Origin of the sequence: Cryptosporangium sp. NPDC051539, assembly GCF_044454545.1 — a bacterium.
Classification (GTDB): Bacteria; Actinomycetota; Actinomycetes; order Mycobacteriales; family Cryptosporangiaceae; genus Cryptosporangium.
Genome location: NZ_JBITDV010000003.1, coordinates 328541 through 347876, shown reverse-complemented (window position 1 = coordinate 347876; position 19336 = coordinate 328541). Strand labels below are relative to the sequence as shown.

The following is a 19336-nucleotide window of genomic DNA, read 5'->3' as shown; positions in this document are numbered from 1 at the left end:
AGGTCCGGAATGCCGTCCGCAGCGGGCAAGGCGGAGAAGGCGGCGCGTCCACGCCGGCCCCGCGGCTCGATCAACCCGTCCGACATCGTCGCGGGAGCGTTCGACTTCTTCCGGGGCGTTCCGGCGGAGCAGTGGAGCATCCCGCAGCTCGCCGCGCACCTCGACGTCGGGGTCACCAGCATCTACTGGTACTTCCGCACGAAACGTGAGCTGATCGCGGCGATGACCGAGGCCGCGCTGTCGTCGTTCCACGAGCGGATGCCGCCGCTGCACGGAGACGACGGGGAACAGCAGCTCAAGAACTTCTTCCTCGACTTCCACCGGCTGCTCGCCGGCGACGACCTGGCCTGCGATCTGATCGTCCGCCAGATCGGGGTGCCGGACGGGACGTCCACGGCGTCCTGGCCGCGGGCGCAGGAACTGCTCGCCGCCCTGGGCCGGGCCGGGGTGCCGGAGCCGCTCGCGCAGCACGCGCTCTTCACGCTGACGGTCTACACCCAGGGCTTCCTGCTGATGGAGCGCAAGGGTGCCGCCCCGGGCGATCCGTCCACCGAAGTCGAGTTCGGAATCACCACCATCCTCCGAGGTCTCCGCCCGCTCCTGGCCCCGGCCGAAGACCGCGGCGTCGCCTGAAACACAGCGAGTACCGGGTCATCCCTCCGCGTCGTCGGCCTCGGGTTCGACCACGAATCCGTCGGGCAGCCGAAATCCCAGGCTGACGAGACGGGCCGCGACAGACCCCGGGCGCGTACCCGTCGCGGTGGCCACCCGCAGGATGTGCCACGCGGCCACCGGCGTACTCGGATCCAGCCAGGGCCCGTGGTCGCCGTTGGACAGACTGACCAGTTGGACGTCACTCTCGGCGACCTTGCGCCAGGGTCCGGGTGAGACGCGGAATCCCAGCTCGGACAAGCGGCGGGCAACCGTGACCGGCGAGCGGTGCAGGTATCGGCCGGCTGCGTACACGTGCCACTCGGGCACCGGACGCCGGGGATCGAGCCACGGCTGCTCGGCGTCGAAATCACGCGACATCATGCTGATGTCGTCGGCGTCCACCGACGCCGGCCACGCACGGTCGTCCACCGCGAACCCCAGACGCCGGAGCCGCCGGGCGAGTTGCTCCGGCTGATCTCCCGACAATTGAGCCGCGACGAAAACGCCGAGAGCGGCGAATTCGAGACTGCGGTACTGCCCCTGCTCGTCCAGGCCGACCTCGTCGTCGGGTAGTGCGGGGAGCGGCCGGTATCCGAGGCGGAACGACCGCTCGGCCACCTCCGCCGGCGAACGATCGAGTTTGGCGGCCACGTCGCACACGTCCATGAGCCTGAGCTCGTCGGCCCCGCCCGGCCGGAGCCTCGTCTGCTCGCGCAACGCGCGGAGCAGCGCGATGTCGCCGGGCACCATCGATTCGGGAACGTCCGGGAGCGGGACGTCGTACCCCAGGCCGGCCAGCCGGGCGGCCAGCTCGAGCGGTGGCCGGCCGATTCGGTCGGCGGCGCTCAGCAGGTGGAGAACCGATACCGGTTCGCCCGGATCGAGCCACGGCGCGCGACCGTCCAGGTTCCGGCTGATGGTTCGGACGTCGTTCCCGGTGACCGCGGCCAGCTCCGCCGGATCGGGAACCCGATGCCCGAGCGTGGACAGCCGGGACGCGAGGTCGTGGGCCGAACGCCCACACTCGCCGGCGATCGCGACGAGGTGCGGTGCGGGGACCCGACGGTCCGGATCGAGCCACCTCTCCTCGGGCTCGGAACCCCGGGTCTGGAACATCGTCAGGTCGTCGGTGTCGATCGCCGGCCACGGTCCCGCGCCGACCTCACCACCGAGTTGGGTGAGCCGCTCCGCTATCTCTTCGCCGGTCCGGCCGGTCGTGTGGGCGACCGCGAGGACGTGCCAGTGGGGCACGCGCTTCGTGAAGTCGATGAACGGCCGACGGCCGTCGCGGCGGACCGAGAGCAGTGGCAGATCGTCGCGCCGCACCGCGGAAGGCCACCGGTGGCTCGGCGGATCCCGTTCCAGTTCGACGAGCCGACGAACCACTTCGTCGGGAGCACGCCCCAGCGTGCCGGCCACGGCGAGCACGTGCGCGATCGAGATCGGCGCGTGGCGGGTCGCCGAGAGGGACTCCGCGTCGTGGCCCAGCGTCAGCAGGAAGAGATCGTCTTCGGTGCTCGAGTGCGACCAGATGTCGGTCGCGGCGGAGTAGCCCAGTTCCCGGTAGCGGGCCGCCACCGAGGCGGTGCTGCGATTCTGGGTGGCGGCAGCGTGAACGACCTTCCACGGGGGAACCGGGGTGTCCGGTGAGAGCCAGCGGGGCAGGCTCTCCGAGAGGACGAGCGTGATGTCCTGGTCGTCGACCGTCCGAGGCCACGAACCGGGCGGGACGCGCAGCCCGATCGCTTCCAGGCGGCGAGCCACCACCTCCGGATCACGGCGGAGCCGCGCCGCCATGTAGACGACGTAGCCGCGCGGAACCGAACCGGTGTCGGAGATGCCGCCGTCGAGGCCCATCAGCTCCGAACGGGACGGCGTCAGCAGCCCGTCCGACGGGCGGGCGGGCAACTCCTCGGCCGGCCTCCCGCTGATCCGCAGCGGATGGGCCGCCCCGGCGTCGGCCAACGTCCGCAGGCGCCACAGCGCGACCGCTTCCGGTAGCTCGTTCGGCGACACGGACTGCAGGACCGTTCGGTTGTATCCGTAGGGCGCGCTCAGCTTCTCGTACTCGTGGTCCGCGTCGTACACGTCGACGTCCGGCGGGAAACAGCCGGTCAGGCGCACGTCGACGGTGTGCCCCCAGACGCGCCAGCCCGGCCGTCCCCCGGCCGTCACGCTCCGTGCGATGTCGTCGGCCACGCGGGGTCGTTCCTGCACCAGCCGGGCGAGCCACCCGAGCGTGCAGAGGCCGGTCGAATCGTCGACCAGCGGCGCGAGGTTTTCGGAGAGGAGTTCGGTCACTCGATCGTGAGCCGATTCGGCGATCCTGGCGCGGTCGACGGTCAAGCGTGGGGCATCCGGTCCCCGCAGGTCCACGGCGGCTCCGAAGATCGGCGTACCGGCCCACAGCCCGTCGGCGAGGACGCCTCCGAGCCCGTTGATCCACCAGACCCGGTGGTCGCCGGTCGCGACGACGTGGCGGGCTTCCTCGATCGAGCCGTCCCTCAGCGGATCAGGATTTCCCAGCGGCGCGACCTCCGACAGCCGGCCGGGCTGCCAGGTGTGCCGGGTAGCACCGTCGGTGACCGTCACGTCGAATTCGGAGATCCAGAGGATTCGGCGCATGAGGTCGGTGCAGGAGACCTTGGGCCCGTCTTCCCGCAGATGCAGGCGGATCCGGGTGCCGGGCTCGCGGCCCTCGCCGTTGTCGTGGATCCGGGCGATCGCCCCCGGGCCGGCGATGGCCACCCGCAGCTCGTGCGCCGGTGATCCGTCGGGGTTCATCCGGGTCGTGTGGACGGTCATCTCGTCCGCGAGCATGAAGTAGCTCAGCACACCGATTCCGAAGCGGCTGTTCGGGAACAGGTCAATGCCGTGGGCCTTCCACCGCGCCTGCTCCTCGATGAAGCTCGGCAACTCGGTGAACCGCGCTCCGGCGTAGGAGAACACCTGGGTGAGCTCGAGCTCGCCCATGCCGACACCGTTGTCGATGCAGTCGACGTACGGCCTGCCCGCCTCGTCCACGCCCTGCTCGATGCGGATCTCGCCGGCCCACGACGAGGTGCGCCCGCCGGCCTTCCGGAGGTACTCGAGCCGGGCACGCCGGTAGCGGCACGCGTCGAGGGCGTTCTGGTACAGCTCGCGGACGGCGAGAGAACGGTCGCCGTAGAGCTGCTCGCCCATCAGGAGCTCCTGGACGCGGTCCGGGGCGAGCCGGAACTGGAAGCCACGGGCGTCGTACCGCGGAACGCCGTCCGGATCGTGGCCCGCGCGGACGCCGTCGGCGGCCGTGGCGACGGGCAGGTCGACCAGCGGCAGCAGTGCCGCCCGGTCGACGCTGTCGATGTCGATCCGGGCCAGCAGCGCGGCCGTGTGCGCGGTGTGTTCGCGCAGAGCCTGGTCCACGGCCTGGTGACCGCAGGACGCGTGCAGGACCCGGGTCCGGCCCTGCCCGCCGCGCCAGTCGGCCGCGCGGAGCGTCGTCAGTAGCTCGGGCAGGTCGACGGCGTCGCTGATGCCCAGGTGATCGACGACGACCTCCGGCAGCGACATCGGGTCGATCGCGAACCGGTGTGCGGTGATCAGCAGCAGCGTGAGCAGCTCGCCGCGGAGCGTCTGCTCCTGCGGCGACGAGTTGCACACGGTCTCGGTGCCGGTGCGGCCCACCAGCTCGCGGACGTCGAGCCGGTGCGCCAGGATCGTGGCCGCGAGTCGCTCGGGCGCGAACACCTCGTCGAAGAGCGTTCCGCCCGGTGGCGGGACGAGTGGTTTCACCCGCGCCGCGGCATAGCTGTCGTCCTGCCGGATCAGCCAGCGATGGAAGTACCACCAGCGGATCCCGTCGGCGGCTCGCGCGTCCGACACCCGGCCGAGCCGCCGGAGGAGCCGGGGGTAGGCGGCCGCGAAATCGTGCAGCCCGACGGCGTCCGCCTCGAGAGGACGGTCGTCGCTCAGACCGGTGAGCGCTGCCCGTCGCCGGACCGCCTCGGTCGTCCAATGGGTCTGGTGCAGGAAGGGAAACCCGACCAGGAACGCCGCTTCGGCGACCGAGAGCGGCCGACCGGCCGGAGCCTCGCGGGACGGGCGGCCGTTCGCGAGCTTGTCGGGGCTGAGGACCTGCCTGAGAAGCCAGCTGAGGCGGGTCGCGGTGCGGGTCGCGAGCTGCTCGTCGAGCCAGGGATCGGGACCGAGGGCCGCCCGGCCTTTCTCGTGGAGCTCCGCCCACCGGCCGGCCCAGTCTTCGGTGGCGGTGCGCACGGCCTGCGTGAACTCGTCGGGTTCGGTGAGCGACCAGACTTCGTGGGTCCGGACCGCGGTGACCCACGGATGCTCGGAGCGGGGCGCGTCGCTGCGGCCGGGTGGCGCGAACAGCAGCACGTCGGCCGCGCGCCGCAGGTCGCCCCGGATCTGTACCCGCTGGCTCCCGCCGTGGACGCCGTTCAGCTCGTCGACGTGCTCCTGGACGCGGTCGAAGAAGTCCGGCAGCTCCGGCGCCGCGTGGCCGCTGAGCAGCGCGGTCGCCATCGCGCGGGTGAAGACGCTGAACGCCTCGAGATCGTTCTGGACGAAGCGGGCGCGTTCGCCGCTGCCGCACGCGTAGACGTACGTGACGGTCCGGTCGCGCGTCTGCCGGACGTGCTGCTCGGACCAGGCGACGCTCGCCGCAGCCGGCGTCTTCTCGCGCAGGTGGAAGCCCTCCCGGCAGGCGTCGACGACGATGACGACGTCACCGCAGCTGCTGGCCTCGATCTCGGCGTCGAAGTTCAGCTCGAGGCACTGGGCGGCGAAGTCCCTGGCACTGAGCCGGGCGCTCGACGGGACGAGGTAGTCCTTGCCGTTGCGGTGCACACCGTGACCGCTCAGGACGATCAGCAACTGCTGCCGGGGGCGAGCCGCCTCGCAGAACTCCTCGACGGCGTCGCGGATCCGCGCCGGGTCGGTGTGCGCCGGGTCGTGCGGCGGGCGGACCTCGTAGCCGACTCGCGTCAGCGCCGCCCGTAGCTGGTCGAGGTCTTGCGTGATGAACGGGAGCGGCGTGATCTCGTCGGGCCGGTCGTAGGTCGGAACACCGATCAGCAGCGCGGCCCGATCGGCGGGCCGATCGGCGGGCCGATCGGCGGGCCGATCAGCGGGCATTGCCGGGTGGGCGGGCGAAGGTGAGGGTGATCGCGCCTTTCACGGCGGTTTCGGCACCGGTGCCGACGAGCGCGATCTTGCCGCTCGCGGTGATCTCGAACTGGAGCTGGACCTGCTGCAACGGCAGGTCCGGGTTCATCGACGGGAGATCGGAGAAGATCTTCTTCAGCCCGTCGATCGCCGTGGTGAAGCTCTCGTGCAGCGCGGCGACCGGAACAGCGGCCACGACCGGTGCGGCCGCGCGGCTGAACAGGCCCTTGTCTCCGCCCGACGCCGGAGTGTCGTCCATCGTGACGAGGACGTCGATGGTCTCGCCTGACTCGGTTTCCCCCTGGAACATGCGGCGAGCATAGGCCAGTCGGGATCGGCCGGGCAGGGGTCGCGGACGGGCCGGGTGCGGCCGGCCCGAGTGTCCGATGTGCCTCTTGGCCGCGGCGTGCGGCCAAGCGTGTGGGCAGCGTCTATCGTGGACAAGCCGAGGGCGACCGACCCAAGCGCCGGATGGGCCGGCCGCCCTCGTCCTGGTGAGTGCTAGAGGTCGAACTCGCCGGCCTTGCAGCCGTCGAGGAACGCCGTCCAGGCCGGGCGGGTGAACGCGAGCACCGGCCCGCGTCCCCCGTCCTTGGTGTCTCTCACGCCGATCGCCGCTCTCGCGGTGCCGACCTCCACGCAGTTGCCGTTGGTGCCGCTGCGGGTGGACTTCCGCCAGCGGGATCGATGAACGTCCAGTTCAGGGCTTTGCTGAGTCATCCCTTTCCTCCTTGAGTGCTGGTTCCTTCATCGCACCGGCGATCATCGCCGCTGACGCCTCCGGGCTCAGTGCTTGCCTGAGCAAAAGGTCGACAACGGCCTGGTACCGGTCCGTCTCATCTTTTGTCTCCATGTAGAGGGCGTTCGCGGGATTCTCGCCATAAGCGATCTCGCCCGGTGCGTCCCCGAGATGGTCGAACGACAAAAGGACGAAGGGGCCGGTCGCCGCTGCTGCGTGCGGTCCGGCCGAAAATGGGATGACCTGGATCGTGACGTTCGGCCATTCTGCCGCCGTGAGCAGGTGCGCCAGTTGTGCGCGCATCGCGTCCGCATCGGCGATCGGGCGGCGGATGACCGCCTCGTCCAGAATGGCCAGCAGCTCCGCCGGGCGCTCCCGGCGCAGGACTTTCTGACGGTCCATGCGTAACTGGACCCGCTCCCGGACGTCGGCCTCGCCCAGTTCGGCGGCCGGAGCCCCGGCGAGGATGACTTCCCGGGCGTAACCCTCGGTCTGCAGGAGACCGGGCACCACGGTGGACTCGTACGTGACGACCCGGTGCGCGTCCCGCTCGAGGTCGAGGAACATGCCGAACTGGTAGGTCGCGAACCACGACAGACGCTGGGTGACGCCCCGGCTGCCGGCGTCCTGGGCCAGCCGGACGAGCTGGTTCTTCGTATCGTCGTCGACGCGGTAGACCTCGCAGAGTCCGCGGATCTCGTGCGCGCGGAGCTTGCGTTTTCCGCCGGCCAGCCAGCGGGCGACCGTCGATCCGTCGACTCCGACCTCGGCCCCGATCAGGTCGGTGGAACGCCCGTCGGCCTTGTGGAGGCGCTGCAACGTCGAGAGGAGCATGCGCCGCGCAAGCGTGGGGCTGACTTCGTCCACGTGAGACGTCCCTTCGATTCGGGCGACCCAGCAATTCAGCGTCCCGGTGCAGTCTTGCATTTTGGGTCTCTGTATTGAGTAAGAGAACTGGTATTGCGTTGGGGCAGTTTGAATCTTGCCCATTCTGCGATCGCAGTTCATTCTCAGGAAACCGACCCATGATGCGATCACCCGAACGGTGGTCGAGAGGTGGCGGTCCGGGTCTCTCGCGTCGAGCGTTCCGCACGGTGCCGGTCGTGCGTCCCGCCGCGGCGACGAGATACGACGCGACACGAAGCGACGGGAGCGAGCGGCATGGCGGGACGGCGGGGCGAACCGGCTGAGCACACGACGTGGACGAGCTCGACGGCCGGCGGGTGGCACCGTGACTACGTGAGCGACGACGTCGAGACGGCACGGCTCTTGATCGCCGAGCACGTGGCCGACCCGGCCGACCCGGGTTACTGCGGCTCGGCCACGCACGTCTACCCGGTCGAGTGGGCGTGTTACCGCCGCAGCTGGGCGGAGCTCGTTCTGATGGCCGACGCGCGCGGTGAGATCGAGCCCGGCGACGAGGAGCCGACGGAACTACGCGAGCCGGCCTGACGCCGGCCGGTCAGCGTCCGAGGGAAGCGCAGCCGGACTCGTCGGGGAGCAGCGGGCGGAACGTGACCGACCACTTCTGGCCGCCGCTCGTCCACGGGGTCTCGGTGTTCGCTTCCGTGGCGTCCGCCAGAATGCGCTCGGCGACCGCGCCGGTGCTGGTCAGACAATGCAGGTCGGCGGGGCCGACCACCGGGCCGGGCAGGGCCGCGCCGCGCCAGGCGCGCTCGGCCTGCTTCGGGCCTTCGCCGCCCGGGGTGTAGGCGCGGACGATCGTCGCGACCGCCTCCGGCCGGTACGGCCGGTCCTCGCCCGTGCCGGGGACGTCGGTGAGCGTGCTGAACAGGGTTCGCATCCGGGCGCGCGCGGCGCGCTGAGGAGAGCTCAGTTGTTTGTCCCACTCGTCGTTCTGCCCGAGCGCGTAGACCTCGGACGTGACGCGCTTCCCGCCGTCGACCAGCGTGAATCGCGTGGAGGGGACGTCGGCGACGCCGGGGGTCCCGTAGTCGAACGGTTTGCCGACGCCGGCCCGGCGCGTGTCCGTGACCAGCTTCTCGAGCTGGTCGTGGCTGATCGTGCGGACCAGCACGTTGGGCAGCGCGGGGCCGGGGTAGATCGCGATCTGCGGGCCCTCGGTGATCACCCGGCCGTCGGCGTAGATGCTGACGGTGGGGAGCCGGCTGTACGTGTACTGAGGCGGGACGAACCCGCCGGTGTACTCGGCGCGGAGCACGAGTTCGTCGGACGACACGGATACCTCCGGAGATGTCGACGCTTCGACGTCGGCGGTGGCCACCGTGCCGCATCCCGACGCGAGGAGCGCCAGGCCGAGAACTGCTGTCCGAATGCTCCGCATTGTGCTCATGATGCTTGGACGGTAGCGCGGTCCGATCGGTTCCCGGCCGAGGCGCGGCGGCTCAGTCGACTGCCACTATCCGCCACGGCGGCACGAACCCGGCGCCGATCAGGCCGTCCCAGGCCCGGAAAATCTCACCGACTCCGTCCCCGGCCGTCGCCGTCAGCCGGTTCTGCGGGCCGGAGGCGAGCGCGAGCAGCCCGTAGTGGAAGAGCGAGCGGGTCTGGTCCTCGGCCGAGTCCCGGTGGACTTCGAGCTCGCCGACCGCGGCACCGAGGAACCGGTTGACGAGATGCTGCACGCCGGCACGCCCCTGGCCGGCGAACGCGTGGGCGCCGTCCGAGATCGCGTCCCGGGCGGCGGTGATCCCGGGCGTCGGGGTGGGCCACGTCTCCGGGATGGGCCGAGACTCCGGGGTGAGGTCTGTCTCCGGGGTGAGCAGCGCCGAGTTGGCGGCGGCCCGGAGCAGGAAACCGGCGATCACGGTGCCGTGCTCGATCGTGTACGGCGGCGCGGGGCGGTCGGGCCCCATCAGGTGGGCGGCGAGCGAGTCCAGGAAGAGCAGCTCCGTCGCCGGTACCTGGAGCGTCCGGAGTCCTTCTACCGCCTGCTGTTGCCAATCCATCGCATGCGTCCTTTCAGACGAGTCCGGCGACCGTCGCCGTGGTGAAGGTGGCCAGCACGCCCAGCCCCAGGGGCAGCAGCGTCGACGTCGCGGTCCAGCGGACGCTCCTGGTCTCTTTCCAGATCGTGAGGATCGTGGTGCTGCACGGGTTGTGCAGCAGCGACAGCAGCATCAGGTTGATCGCGGTCAGCACGGTCCACCCGCCGACGCCGGCCAGCAACGCGTGCGCCTGGGTGTCCGAGGCGTTGATCAGGAGTCCGGCCGGCCCGGTACCGCTCGACGCGAGGGTCAGCATCAGGATCGCCGGCACCACGATCTCGTTCGCGGGGACGGCCACGAGGTAGGCGACGAGCACGGCGCCGTTGAGCCCCAGCAGGAACCCGAGCGGGTCGAGCCCGTGGACCAGATGGACCGCCACGCTCGCCCCGCCGACGTCGACGTTGCCGATGATCCAGATCACGGCGCCGGCCGGTGCCGCCATCACCACGGCCCGCTTCAGCACCTTCAGCGTCCGGTCGATCAGGCTGACGTAGATCGTGCGCCAGACCTGCGGGCGCCGGTACGGCGGTAGCTCGAGCGAGTAGACCGAGACCTCGCCCCGCAGCACGGTCCGCGACAGCCCCCACGACACGGCCAGTGTCGTCAGCACGCCCAGGACCGCGACCGCGACGACGGTCGCCGCGGCGACGGCGGCAGCCCAGACCGGCGGCGCTGCCGAGCCGATGAAGACCGTGCCCATCAGGATCAACGTCGGCCAGCGGCCGTTGCAGATGCTGAAGTTGTTCGTGACGATCGCGATCAGGCGTTCGCGGGGGCTGTCGATGATCCGGGTCGCGGTGACGCCGGCCGCGTTGCAGCCGTAGCCCATCATCATCGTCAGCGCCTGCTTGCCGTGCGCGCCGGAGCCCTGGAACGGCTTGTCGAGGTTGAAGGCCACCCGCGGCAGGTAGCCGAAGTCTTCGAGCAGCGTGAACAGCGGGAAGAAGATCGCCATCGGCGGGAGCATCACCGCGATCACCCAGGCGGTGCCCAGGTAGACGCCGTCGGCGGTCAGCCCGACCAGCCAGCCGGGCAGGCCGAGGCCGGCCAGCAGACCGTGCACCAGCGGATGGCCGTGCTCGACCAGCAGGGAGAAGAGCAGGTCGGAGGGAACGGCCGCGCCCGCGATCGTCAGCCAGAACACGCCGAAGAACAGCGCGCCCATCGCGGCAAAGCCCCCGACGCGGTGGGTGAGGATCCGGTCGAGCCGCTGGTCGAACGTGCGCAGGGGGGCACGTCCGGACGACCCGGTGGCGGCGCCGGCGATCCGCTCGGCGTCGGCGAAAGTCGCGGCGACCTCCCCGTCCGACAAGTCCTCGGGTGTTGCCGTGCGTCGGTTCTCGGGGTCGCGGGCCACCCGTGCGATGGCGCCGAGCAGTTCGTCGGCTCCCCGGGACGTTCGCGCGACCACCGGGACGACCGGCACGCCCAGTTCACGGACCAGGTGCCGCACGTCGATCACGAGTCCGGCGCGCTCGGCCTCGTCGATCATGTTCACGGCGACGACGACCCGGCCGGTGATCCGGAGGAGTTGCAGTACCAGGTAGAGGTGACGCTCGAGCCGGGTCGCGTCGACGACGACGACCGTGACGTCGGGGGCGGCGTCGAGCAGGAATTCGCGGGCCACCTGCTCCTCGGCGCCCGTGGCCCGGAGCGACGCGACACCGGGCAGGTCGACCACCCGGTACGTGGTCCCGTCGAGCCGGTAGGTGCCCTCGGCCCGGCTCACCGTCGTGCCCGACCAGTTCCCGACCCGCTGGCGGAGCCCGGTCAGACGGTTGAACAGCGTGCTCTTGCCGGAGTTCGGGTTGCCGGCCAGCGCGACGACGACGTCGGCGTGCAGCGGGATCACGTTCAACGCGCAGGAGTCGCAGTCGTGGCTCATGTCGCGCGGACCTGGATGTGCCGGGCCTGCGACCGGCGCAGCGCGATCAGACAGCCACGCACCAGGTACGCGGTCGGGTCGCCGAACGGGCTGTGGAGCTGGGCCGTCACCTCGACGCCGGGCAGCAGACCCAGGTCCATGACCCGGCGCCGATCGGGCCCGGTGCCCTCGACGCTCACGACGACCGCGCGGGACCGGTGGGGCAGCTCGTCGAGAGTCATGCGAACTCCCCTCGGATCGCGTGGACGAGCGGTGCGGTCAATACCAGGTCCCGGTCGCCGGCCCGGACGCGACGGCCCTCCGGGGTCGTCGCGGTGAGGACCTCGAGTTCGGCCCCGAGGCCGACGTGCATCGCGGCCAGTGCCCGCAGGGCGCCCGGGTCCCGGTCGTTGACCCGCAGGACCCGGAACCGGTCACCCGGGCCGGCCGCCGCCAGCGGCAGTTCGGCACCCTCGTCGTGCGTGCCGTACTTCGGCGGGATCGGGTCGCCGTGCGGGTCGTGCCGGGGGTAGCCGAGCTGGGCGTCGATCAGGTCCTCGAGCCGTTCGCTCAGCCCGAACTCGAGCTTCTCGGCCTCGACGTGCACTTCGTCCCACCGCACCCCGAGGACGTCGTGCAGGAACGTCTCCAGGAGCCGGTGACGCCGCACGGCGCCGTGGGCGTGCCGGAGTCCGTGCGGGGTGAGGCGCACGGACTCCGGCTCCACCAGACCGGCGTCCCGGAGCCGGTGCATCATCGCGGTGACCGACGGTGGAGCGACCCCGAGACTCCGCGCCAGATCGGAAACTCCGCCACGATTCTGAAACAACGTCTTGAGATAGCGGTCGACGGTTTTCGTGTGCTCGATCGTGCAGCAGTCGAGTGTCGCCATGAATTCGACGTTAGAGTGCTCTAATACCGGTGCCGGTCTCAATTTGCGACGAAGAATTCCGGACCGGCCAGTGGCCGTCCGGAAATCCTCAGAGCAGCATTCCGGCGACGACCAGAGCGACCGACAGCGCGGCGGCCACCGGCGTCAGGCGGGTGGTCGCGTCGACCCGGCGACGGATCGCCACCGGCATCAGTTCCAGGTCGGCGACCCGCAGACACCCCAGCCGAAGGACGACGACGGCCAGGACGAGGGCACCCTCCCAGATCAGGAAGGTGCCCACGCCCATGGATCCGTTCATCTCAGTAGATGTTCGAGGGCCGAATCATGCCCTCGGCCAGGTCACCGAATCCGGGCGCCACAATGGCTCCCGGGTTGACCAGGATCTCCTCGACGACCGCGGTTTCCGTGGTAATCAGCAGAGCGGCGATCGACGCCGCGCTTTCCAGTGCCGCCCGGGTCACTTTCAGCGGGTCGATGATTCCGGCGGCCAGCAGTTCCTCGAATTCACCGGTGAGCGCGTTGAATCCCTGTCCGGCCGGGAGCAGGGCCACCTCGGCCACCGTCTTGTCGCCGTCGTAGCCGGCGTTGATCGCGATCCAGCGCAGCGGCTCGGGCAGCGCCCGGAAGACGACGTCACGGCCCACGGCGTCGTCACCGGTCAGTTCGAGCCGTGACACCGCGTGCTGGGCCTGGACCAGCGAGGCGCCACCGCCGGGGAGAATGCCCTCCTCCAGCGCGGCCATCGTCGCGGCGAGCGCGTCCTCGACCCGGAGCATCCGCTCCTTCTGCTCCACGCTGGTGGCGCCGCCGACGCTGATCAGCGCGACGTGGCCGGTCAGCCGGGCCAGCCGTTCCTGCAGGCTGTCGCGGTCGCCGTCGATCCGCGCGCGCTCGAGCTGGGTCTTGAGCTGGCCGACCCGGGCCTCGATGAGGTTGGCCTGCCCGTGGCCGCCGACGAGCGTGGTCTCGTTCTCGGTGACCGTGATCCGGTCGCAGCTGCCGAGGTGCTCCCGGGCGACCTCGAACAGCTCGACGCCGGTGTCCTTGGCGATGACGTGCCCGCCCAGGGCGACCGCGAGGTCCTCGAGCTCGGCGACCCGGCGGTGCCCGAAGCCGGGCGCGCGCACGACGACCGACCGCATCGTGTTGTGCATGTTGCCGCCGACCAGCAGCTGCAGCGCAGGCCCGTCGACGTCCTCGGCCAGTACCACCAGCGGCCGGTCGGCGCGCTTGGCGACCTCGATCGTCGGCATGATGTCCTGGACCTGGCTGATCTTCTTGTTCGTCAGCAGGACGAGCGGGTTGTCGAGGACCGCTTCCATCCGCTCGCGGTCGGTGACCATGTAGGCCGAGACGTAGCCGTGGCTGAACTCGATCCCGTCGACGAGCGACAGCGACACGCCGGGGGCGTCCGACTCCTCGGTCGTGATGACGCCCTCCCGCCCGACGCGGGAGACCGCCTCGGCGATCACCGAGCCGATCGCCTCGTCGTCGCTGGCCGCCAGCGTGGCGATGTGCTGCAGCTCCCGCTGTCCCTCGACCGTGGTCGCGAACTGCCGGAGCGCCTCGACGACCACGGGCACGGTCTGTTCGATCCCGCGCCGAACCCGCATCGGGTTCGCGCCCTCGTCCACCGCCTTCAGACCCTCGCGGACCATCGCCTGGGCCAGGACCGTCGCGGTGGTCGTGCCGTCGCCGACGACGCCGTTGGTCTTCATCGCGACTTCCTTGACCAGCTGCGCGCCCATGTTGGCGAACGGGTCCCGGAGTTGGATCTCGCGGGCGATCGTGACGCCGTCGTTGGTGATCGTGGGTGGGCCGGTCAGCTTCTCCAGCACCGCGTTGCGGCCTTTCGGCCCGAGAGTGACCTTGACCGCGTCCGCCAGGGCGTTCACCCCGGCTTCGAGTCGCCGTCGCGCGTCGGTGTTGAACCGCAGTTCTTTCGCCATGTCGGGCTCCTTCGACTCAGGGAACGAGAATTGCCCGGCCGCGGAAGCGGCCGGAATCGAGATCGACGCGTTGCGGCTCGGTGGGGTGGCCGACGACACGGACTGCCTTCATCACGCACTCCTGTCTCGGGCCGGACGGTCCGGCCGGGCGGCCAGCAGCCCCCGGCAGAAGTGCGCGTTGCCTTCGGACGAGATCCGGGCCGCTTTCGCGAACCGCAGCCGCATCGGCACGTCCGCGGCCGGGATCGGCCGGCCCTCCGCGTCGACGACCACCGAGGCGTCCGGCGCGGTGCTCAGGCCGATCGCCTCGCGTCGGCGGAGCAGCGCGGTCTTGTACGGTCCGGCCGGCAACCCGCCGAGCCGGACCAGGTGGACGTCGGCGACCGCGAGGTCGGAGTCGCGCAGCAACGCCGCGACCGCCCGCTCCATCGCCGCGGTGTGGGCCCGCCGCCGGAACGTGCGCCGGAGTTCCTCCCGGTGGTCCTGGGTTTCGACGCCGATCGCGGCCCGGTACCCGCCGTCGGCGGCCAGGCCCGCGTTGATCGTGTCGGAGTCGTGGTGGTCGTCGAGCAGCATCAACACCGTGCCGACGCCCGGGACCCCCCGCACGGCGTCGGCCGCGTCCGACGCCATCAGGTACGCGGAGCCGGGGGAGCAGCACGAGGTCGGCAGCCGCAGGTGAACGGTGACGCCGGCCGGGTCGACGGCCACCGAGCGCACGAAGCCGAGCGTGGTGATCGGCTCGTCCAGCTCCGGGTCGGCCACGGTCGCCAGCGCGGCCATGATCAGCCGCTCCATCTCTCGCCGTCCCTGGAAGACATGCCGATTCCTCACGTCGGGGCCCGGGCCTCGCGGCCCGGGCCGGCGATTCACGCGACGGTCAGGTCGAAACCGATGTACTCGGCGGCGTCCTCGGGGCTGGCGAAGAGCAGCGTCTTGTCGTCGAGGTGCACCATCCGCCCGTAGTGGGTGGAGCTGATCTCCTCGAAGATCGAGCCGTCGAACTCGGTGCCCAGTGCCTCGGTGAGCTCGTCGTAGTTGAACTCGAGCAGCCGCGTGCCGTCGACCCGGATCATCGACGGGTACTGGGTGAGCTCGACGCCCTCCTTGGTGGCCATGACGTTGGCGACCACCCGGCCGACCGGCGTGTTCATCAGCGTCACGCCGCACTTGTTGGAGAACTCGGTCTGCGATCCGAACTGCATGGAGGTCACTGGTCCAGCTCCTTGGGGGCGTCGATCTCGAGGTCGGCGAGCAGAGAGCGGAACTTGCTGGTGGCCGCTTCCAGGCTGTGCGCGAACGTGACGGCCTTGTCCGAGGGCTGCGACCAGATCGGCTGCAGCGCCTTGGCCGCGTCGAGCGCGCGCGGCACCCAGACCGACATCCACTGCCCGAACAGCTCCTTGTTGCTGTCTCCGAACTTCTCGTCCCTGGTCAGCAGCCGGAACAGGTTCCGGGTGTAGGACAGGTCCCGGTCGTAGTCGTGCTCGCCGGTACCGACGATCGTCGGCGTGATGTAGTCACCGTTGCGGGCCGAGATCTGCATGATCAGCTCGGACCGGAACAGCGACCCGACGAGCTGCTCGAACACGATGTTCGAGGCGAAGAGCAGCTGGCACCAGTCCTCGACCGCGGTGAGGCGCTCGACGACCTCCCGGGTCGGCTGCCACTCGGCGGCGTTCTTCCAGACCTCGATGTGCGCCTCGCCGTCGAAGCCGACCCCGGCCTCGGACAGGTCGAGGTTGTAGAGCGCCAGGTCCTGGGCGAACCGCAGCTTGTGGGCGGCGTTCACGGCGACCGCGGTGTTGATCATGTTGGTCGGTCCCGACCGTTGGATCGCGGTATAGACGTGGAGACCCAGCCCGTTCTCCACGTGCATCCAGGCGCCGAGGTTGCGCTGCACGAACGTGATCCAGCTCGGGTTCCATGCCTCGTAGGCCCGGGCCCGCTTCGCGTTCTGCAGGCACAGCTCGACCTGGTGGACGACCGCGGAGTTGTTCCGGTAGATCGTCTGGTTCCACTCCTCGTTGGGGTCGCGGAACACGTGCCAGTTCGACGACTTCGCCGCGGTCCACTCGTGCGGGTAGCCGCCCGGCCCGTTGGCGAATCCGTAGATCCAGCCCTGCGTCAGGTGGCGGTCGGGGTCCGGCTGGACGTCGACGGTCACGTCCTCGTAGATCGACGCCCGGCGCCGCGCCGGCTGGTAGTAGTTGTAGGTCCGGCTCGTGGAACTCGGGAATTCCAAGGCGCCGGCCTCGGAATCCGTGAATTCGATCCCCGGGAAACTGCGTACCTTGGCCTCAGTACTCGCCATGGTTCACTCCCTCTACGGTTGTGCGGGACTCGTGAACTTGTCGTAGAAGATCTGGTCCAGCGGCACCTCGCCGGCCTGGAGGAACAACAGGGCCGCGTCCACCATCGGCGGCGGGCCGCAGAGGTAGGTCTCGCATTTGGCGATGCGGGGCTCCCGCCGGCCGACGACGTCGGTCACCATGCCGAAGTCCAGCTCGACGCCGGGCAGGTGCTCGGCTTCGGTGACCTCCGAGAGGCACGCCACGAACTCGAAGTCGGCCAGCGTGCGTCCCAGCGCCGCGATCTCGTCCAGGTAGAACAGGTCGGCGGCCGTACGGGCGCCGTAGTAGAAGCGCACCGGCCGCCGGCTGCCGGTCTGGCTCAGGTGCCGCAACAGCGACAGGATCGGCGCCATCCCGGCGCCGCCCCCGATGCAGACGACCGGCAGCACGTGGCCGTCCTTCAGCGTGAACGAGCCGTAGGGGCCGGTGAGCTCGACCTCGTCGCCCACCGACAGGCCCTCGTCGAGCAGGGCGGAGAACTTCCCGCCCGGGTACTTCTTGATCAGGAACTCGACCTCTCCGGGCGTCGACATGGTCGTCGCCATCGAGAACGAGCGGTGCTCGTCGGTGCCCGGGATGTGCAGGTCGGCGTATTGACCGGGTTTGAACTCGAAGCCCGGCGCCGAGAGCCGGAGCGACACGATGTCCCTGGTCACCGCCTCGATCGCGGTGATCGTGGTGGTGACGTCCTGGATCGCGATGCCGTTGAGGAGCTCGTCCTCGTCGAAATTGAGCAGTTCGATTTCGCAGTCGCTGTAGGCGTGCGACCGGCACAGCAGCACGTAGCCCTCGGCCGCCTCCGCGTCGTTCAGAGCGAACGTCGAGTACCGGTCCATGTCGATCTCGCCGTCGAGCACGTAGGACTTGCACGCCGAGCACTGCCCTTCGCGACACCCGTGCATCAGGTGGACGCCCTGGCGGAATGCTGCGTCGAGAATGGTCTCGTCCTCGTTGACGTCCATTTCGATGTCGACCGGTTCGAAGCGGATGCGGTGCTTGTCGGCCACTGAGGCTCCTTCGGGAGCGTCGGTGGCGCCGCTGTCGCGGCGCCACCGATGCGGATCAGGACGCTTTGGTGCCGTTGGCCCGGTACGCCGCGACGTGTTCCTCGCGCTCGGCGTCCGACATCTGGTTCAGCAGCACGTTCGGGCTCATGAACTGGTTGCCCCGGACGCTGTCGAGCGTCCAAAACTTGGACGGGTCGTCGAGACGCAGGTGCGGCTGACCGATGAGGGTCTTGCCGTCGTCACGCACGTAGCCGAGGTCCTTCACGATGTCCGCGAGGTCCTTGTCGTGGTGCAGCGTCTCCCACTCCCGGAAGCCGGTCAGCCGGCCCATGTTCGGGGTGTCCCGTCCCTCGTACTCGCCCCGGAAGGCCACCGCGTCGGTCCAGTGGCAGGTCTCCGAGCAGTAGGTCCGCCACTGGCCGTCGACCTTGTCCACGACCATGTCCTCGCGGATCAGCGCGGGAACCATGCACGTCCAGCACCGGTGCGGGTACTGGTAGCCGACCTCTTCGAACGCGATCGGCTTGTTGCGGCCCGGGTAGGCGAGCCGGTTGTAGTTCTCCCACCACTTGCCGTACTTCGAGTACCAGCCGGGGTACTTCTCCTCGAACCAGGCGAAGTCCGTGTCGGTCATGGTGTCGATGCGCCAGTAGTTGACCGGCCAGCCGGTGGCGAAGAAGCGCGCCACCTCGTGCACGTAGCCCTTGTTCACGATCCGGTTCCAGGCCTCTTCGACCAGGTCGTGGGGGATCGTCAGGCCGTACTTCTCCAGCGGGATGAGGTAGCTGCGGTAGTAGTCGTCGTAGATCCACCGACGCCACATCTCCGCGTAGCTCTCCCGGTCCTTGCGCCGATCCTTCGTGCCGTACTCGATGAACGTGCCGATCGCGGCGTCCACCACGCAGTGGTTGTTCCACCAGGCGTAGCGCATGTCGCGCTCGAGCAGCGGGCGGTTGCGCTCGTCGGCCAGCGCCATCAGCAGGATCGAGTACCCGTTGCTGATGTGCCGCGACTCGTCGGACTGCACCGAGTGGAACACCGTCGGCAGGAGGTAGTCGCCGTTGGCGGCCGCCTCGTCCGGCATCGCCACGAACAGGGTGTTCGTGAACGCGGTCTCGGCCACCACCGTCAGGTAGATGTTCGCGGCCGTGATCGCGTCGCCGGTGATGAAGCCCTCGCCGAACTGCCGGCCGATGGTGCCGGCGTAGTTGTTCGCGAACGCCTTCTCGGTCATGTCGAACCCGGCCGGGTCGATGTAGTTGCCCATGTAGAGCTTCTTGAGGTTCATCTGAATCGTCGAGTGACGGACCTCGTCGATCATCTGCACGGCCAGGCCGTTGTGAATCTCCGGGTTCGGGACCGCCTCGATGGCCATCGGCATCGCGCGGGCCGCGGAGATCTCCGGGAACGGGATGATCGACAGGAACAGCTTCTGCCACTCCATCCAGCGTTCCTGGACCTGGCGGAACATGTTGCCGCGGATCGCGCCGTCCATGGCGCCGAAGACGCGGTTGTCCTTTTCCTCCTCCATCGGGAAGTAGGACCGCATGATCTGCTTCAGCGGGTCCTTCTTCGGGGCGTGCTCGAACGTGTAGTCGGTGCCGAACCGGGTCGCCGGAGTGGCGAAGGTCGGCTCCCACGTCAGTTCGCTGATCTTGGCGTGGGCCTTGCTGAGACTCTGTCTGCTCACGGACGCCTCCAGGGCTGTCAGTCGGCCGTTTGCCGACGCGCCGGCCCTCGGC

Annotated in this window: 18 protein-coding genes; 2 read left to right on the top strand and 16 right to left on the bottom strand. The window is 69.8% G+C overall.

What is annotated here, in order from left to right; translation table 11 throughout:
* The first annotated feature begins 9 nt into the window (after positions 1 to 9).
* On the top strand, positions 10 to 633 hold the full coding sequence (locus ACIBZJ_RS11845; protein ID WP_395928375.1) for a TetR/AcrR family transcriptional regulator: 624 nt from the start codon (positions 10 to 12) through the stop codon (positions 631 to 633).
* A gap of 18 nt (positions 634 to 651) precedes the next feature.
* Here ACIBZJ_RS11845 and ACIBZJ_RS11840 read toward each other — a convergent pair whose 3' ends face one another.
* The 4 genes from ACIBZJ_RS11840 to ACIBZJ_RS11825 all read right to left on the bottom strand — a co-directional run bounded on the left by ACIBZJ_RS11840 (position 652) and on the right by ACIBZJ_RS11825 (position 7549).
* Complete coding sequence (locus ACIBZJ_RS11840) at positions 652 to 5790, bottom strand: caspase family protein (RefSeq protein WP_395928374.1); 5139 nt, start codon at positions 5788 to 5790, stop codon at positions 652 to 654.
* Positions 5780 to 6130, bottom strand: a complete 351-nt coding sequence (locus ACIBZJ_RS11835) for a hypothetical protein (RefSeq protein ID WP_395928372.1) — start codon at positions 6128 to 6130, stop codon at positions 5780 to 5782. Before ACIBZJ_RS11835 ends, ACIBZJ_RS11840 begins: the two co-directional genes overlap by 11 nt.
* Before the next feature lie 191 nt (positions 6131 to 6321).
* On the bottom strand, positions 6322 to 6540 hold the full coding sequence (locus ACIBZJ_RS11830; protein ID WP_395928370.1) for a DUF397 domain-containing protein: 219 nt from the start codon (positions 6538 to 6540) through the stop codon (positions 6322 to 6324).
* Positions 6521 to 7549 carry a DUF5753 domain-containing protein gene (locus ACIBZJ_RS11825; protein WP_395928367.1) on the bottom strand — a complete coding sequence of 343 codons (1029 nt, stop codon included), beginning with the start codon at positions 7547 to 7549 and terminating at the stop codon, positions 6521 to 6523. The genes ACIBZJ_RS11830 and ACIBZJ_RS11825 overlap by 20 nt, the downstream gene beginning before the upstream one ends.
* Before the next feature lie 249 nt (positions 7550 to 7798).
* Here ACIBZJ_RS11825 and ACIBZJ_RS11820 point away from each other — a divergent pair, with 249 nt between their 5' ends.
* The gene (locus ACIBZJ_RS11820) at positions 7799 to 8011 is read left to right on the top strand and encodes a hypothetical protein (RefSeq protein ID WP_395928365.1); all 213 of its coding nucleotides are present in this window, start codon (positions 7799 to 7801) and stop codon (positions 8009 to 8011) included.
* A 10-nt stretch (positions 8012 to 8021) separates the two neighbouring features.
* Here the strand turns inward: ACIBZJ_RS11820 and ACIBZJ_RS11815 are convergent, their stop codons facing one another.
* The 12 genes from ACIBZJ_RS11815 to ACIBZJ_RS11760 form a co-directional block, all read right to left on the bottom strand.
* Positions 8022 to 8864, bottom strand: a complete 843-nt coding sequence (locus tag ACIBZJ_RS11815) for a hypothetical protein (protein WP_395928363.1) — start codon at positions 8862 to 8864, stop codon at positions 8022 to 8024.
* Positions 8865 to 8925: 61 nt separating this feature from the next.
* Entirely contained in the window at positions 8926 to 9489 is a 564-nt protein-coding gene (locus ACIBZJ_RS11810; RefSeq protein ID WP_395928360.1) for a hypothetical protein, read from the bottom strand.
* 13 nt (positions 9490 to 9502) lie between these two features.
* The gene (locus ACIBZJ_RS11805; RefSeq protein ID WP_395928357.1) at positions 9503 to 11413 is read right to left on the bottom strand and encodes a ferrous iron transporter B; all 1911 of its coding nucleotides are present in this window, start codon (positions 11411 to 11413) and stop codon (positions 9503 to 9505) included.
* Positions 11410 to 11634 (bottom strand): ferrous iron transport protein A, encoded by a 225-nt coding sequence (locus ACIBZJ_RS11800; protein ID WP_395928355.1) that lies wholly within the window; start codon positions 11632 to 11634, stop codon positions 11410 to 11412. Before ACIBZJ_RS11800 ends, ACIBZJ_RS11805 begins: the two co-directional genes overlap by 4 nt.
* On the bottom strand, positions 11631 to 12284 hold the full coding sequence (locus ACIBZJ_RS11795; protein ID WP_395928353.1) for a metal-dependent transcriptional regulator: 654 nt from the start codon (positions 12282 to 12284) through the stop codon (positions 11631 to 11633). Before ACIBZJ_RS11795 ends, ACIBZJ_RS11800 begins: the two co-directional genes overlap by 4 nt.
* An 88-nt stretch (positions 12285 to 12372) precedes the next feature.
* Positions 12373 to 12582, bottom strand: coding sequence for a hypothetical protein (locus ACIBZJ_RS11790; RefSeq protein WP_395928351.1), 210 nt, complete (start codon positions 12580 to 12582; stop codon positions 12373 to 12375).
* A 1-nt stretch (position 12583) separates the two neighbouring features.
* Entirely contained in the window at positions 12584 to 14233 is a 1650-nt protein-coding gene (gene groL / locus ACIBZJ_RS11785) for a chaperonin GroEL (protein ID WP_395928349.1), read from the bottom strand.
* Positions 14234 to 14344: 111 nt separating this feature from the next.
* Positions 14345 to 15031 carry an iron-sulfur cluster assembly protein gene (locus ACIBZJ_RS11780; protein ID WP_395928347.1) on the bottom strand — a complete coding sequence of 229 codons (687 nt, stop codon included), beginning with the start codon at positions 15029 to 15031 and terminating at the stop codon, positions 14345 to 14347.
* Positions 15032 to 15102: 71 nt separating this feature from the next.
* Positions 15103 to 15438 carry a propane 2-monooxygenase effector subunit MimD gene (gene mimD / locus ACIBZJ_RS11775; protein WP_395929095.1) on the bottom strand — a complete coding sequence of 112 codons (336 nt, stop codon included), beginning with the start codon at positions 15436 to 15438 and terminating at the stop codon, positions 15103 to 15105.
* 5 nt (positions 15439 to 15443) lie between these two features.
* On the bottom strand, positions 15444 to 16547 hold the full coding sequence (locus ACIBZJ_RS11770; RefSeq protein WP_395928345.1) for an aromatic/alkene monooxygenase hydroxylase subunit beta: 1104 nt from the start codon (positions 16545 to 16547) through the stop codon (positions 15444 to 15446).
* A gap of 12 nt (positions 16548 to 16559) precedes the next feature.
* Positions 16560 to 17594, bottom strand: coding sequence for a 2Fe-2S iron-sulfur cluster-binding protein (locus ACIBZJ_RS11765; protein WP_395928343.1), 1035 nt, complete (start codon positions 17592 to 17594; stop codon positions 16560 to 16562).
* 55 nt (positions 17595 to 17649) lie between these two features.
* Positions 17650 to 19284, bottom strand: a complete 1635-nt coding sequence (locus ACIBZJ_RS11760; RefSeq protein WP_395928341.1) for a methane monooxygenase — start codon at positions 19282 to 19284, stop codon at positions 17650 to 17652.
* Positions 19285 to 19336: the final 52 nt, after the last annotated feature.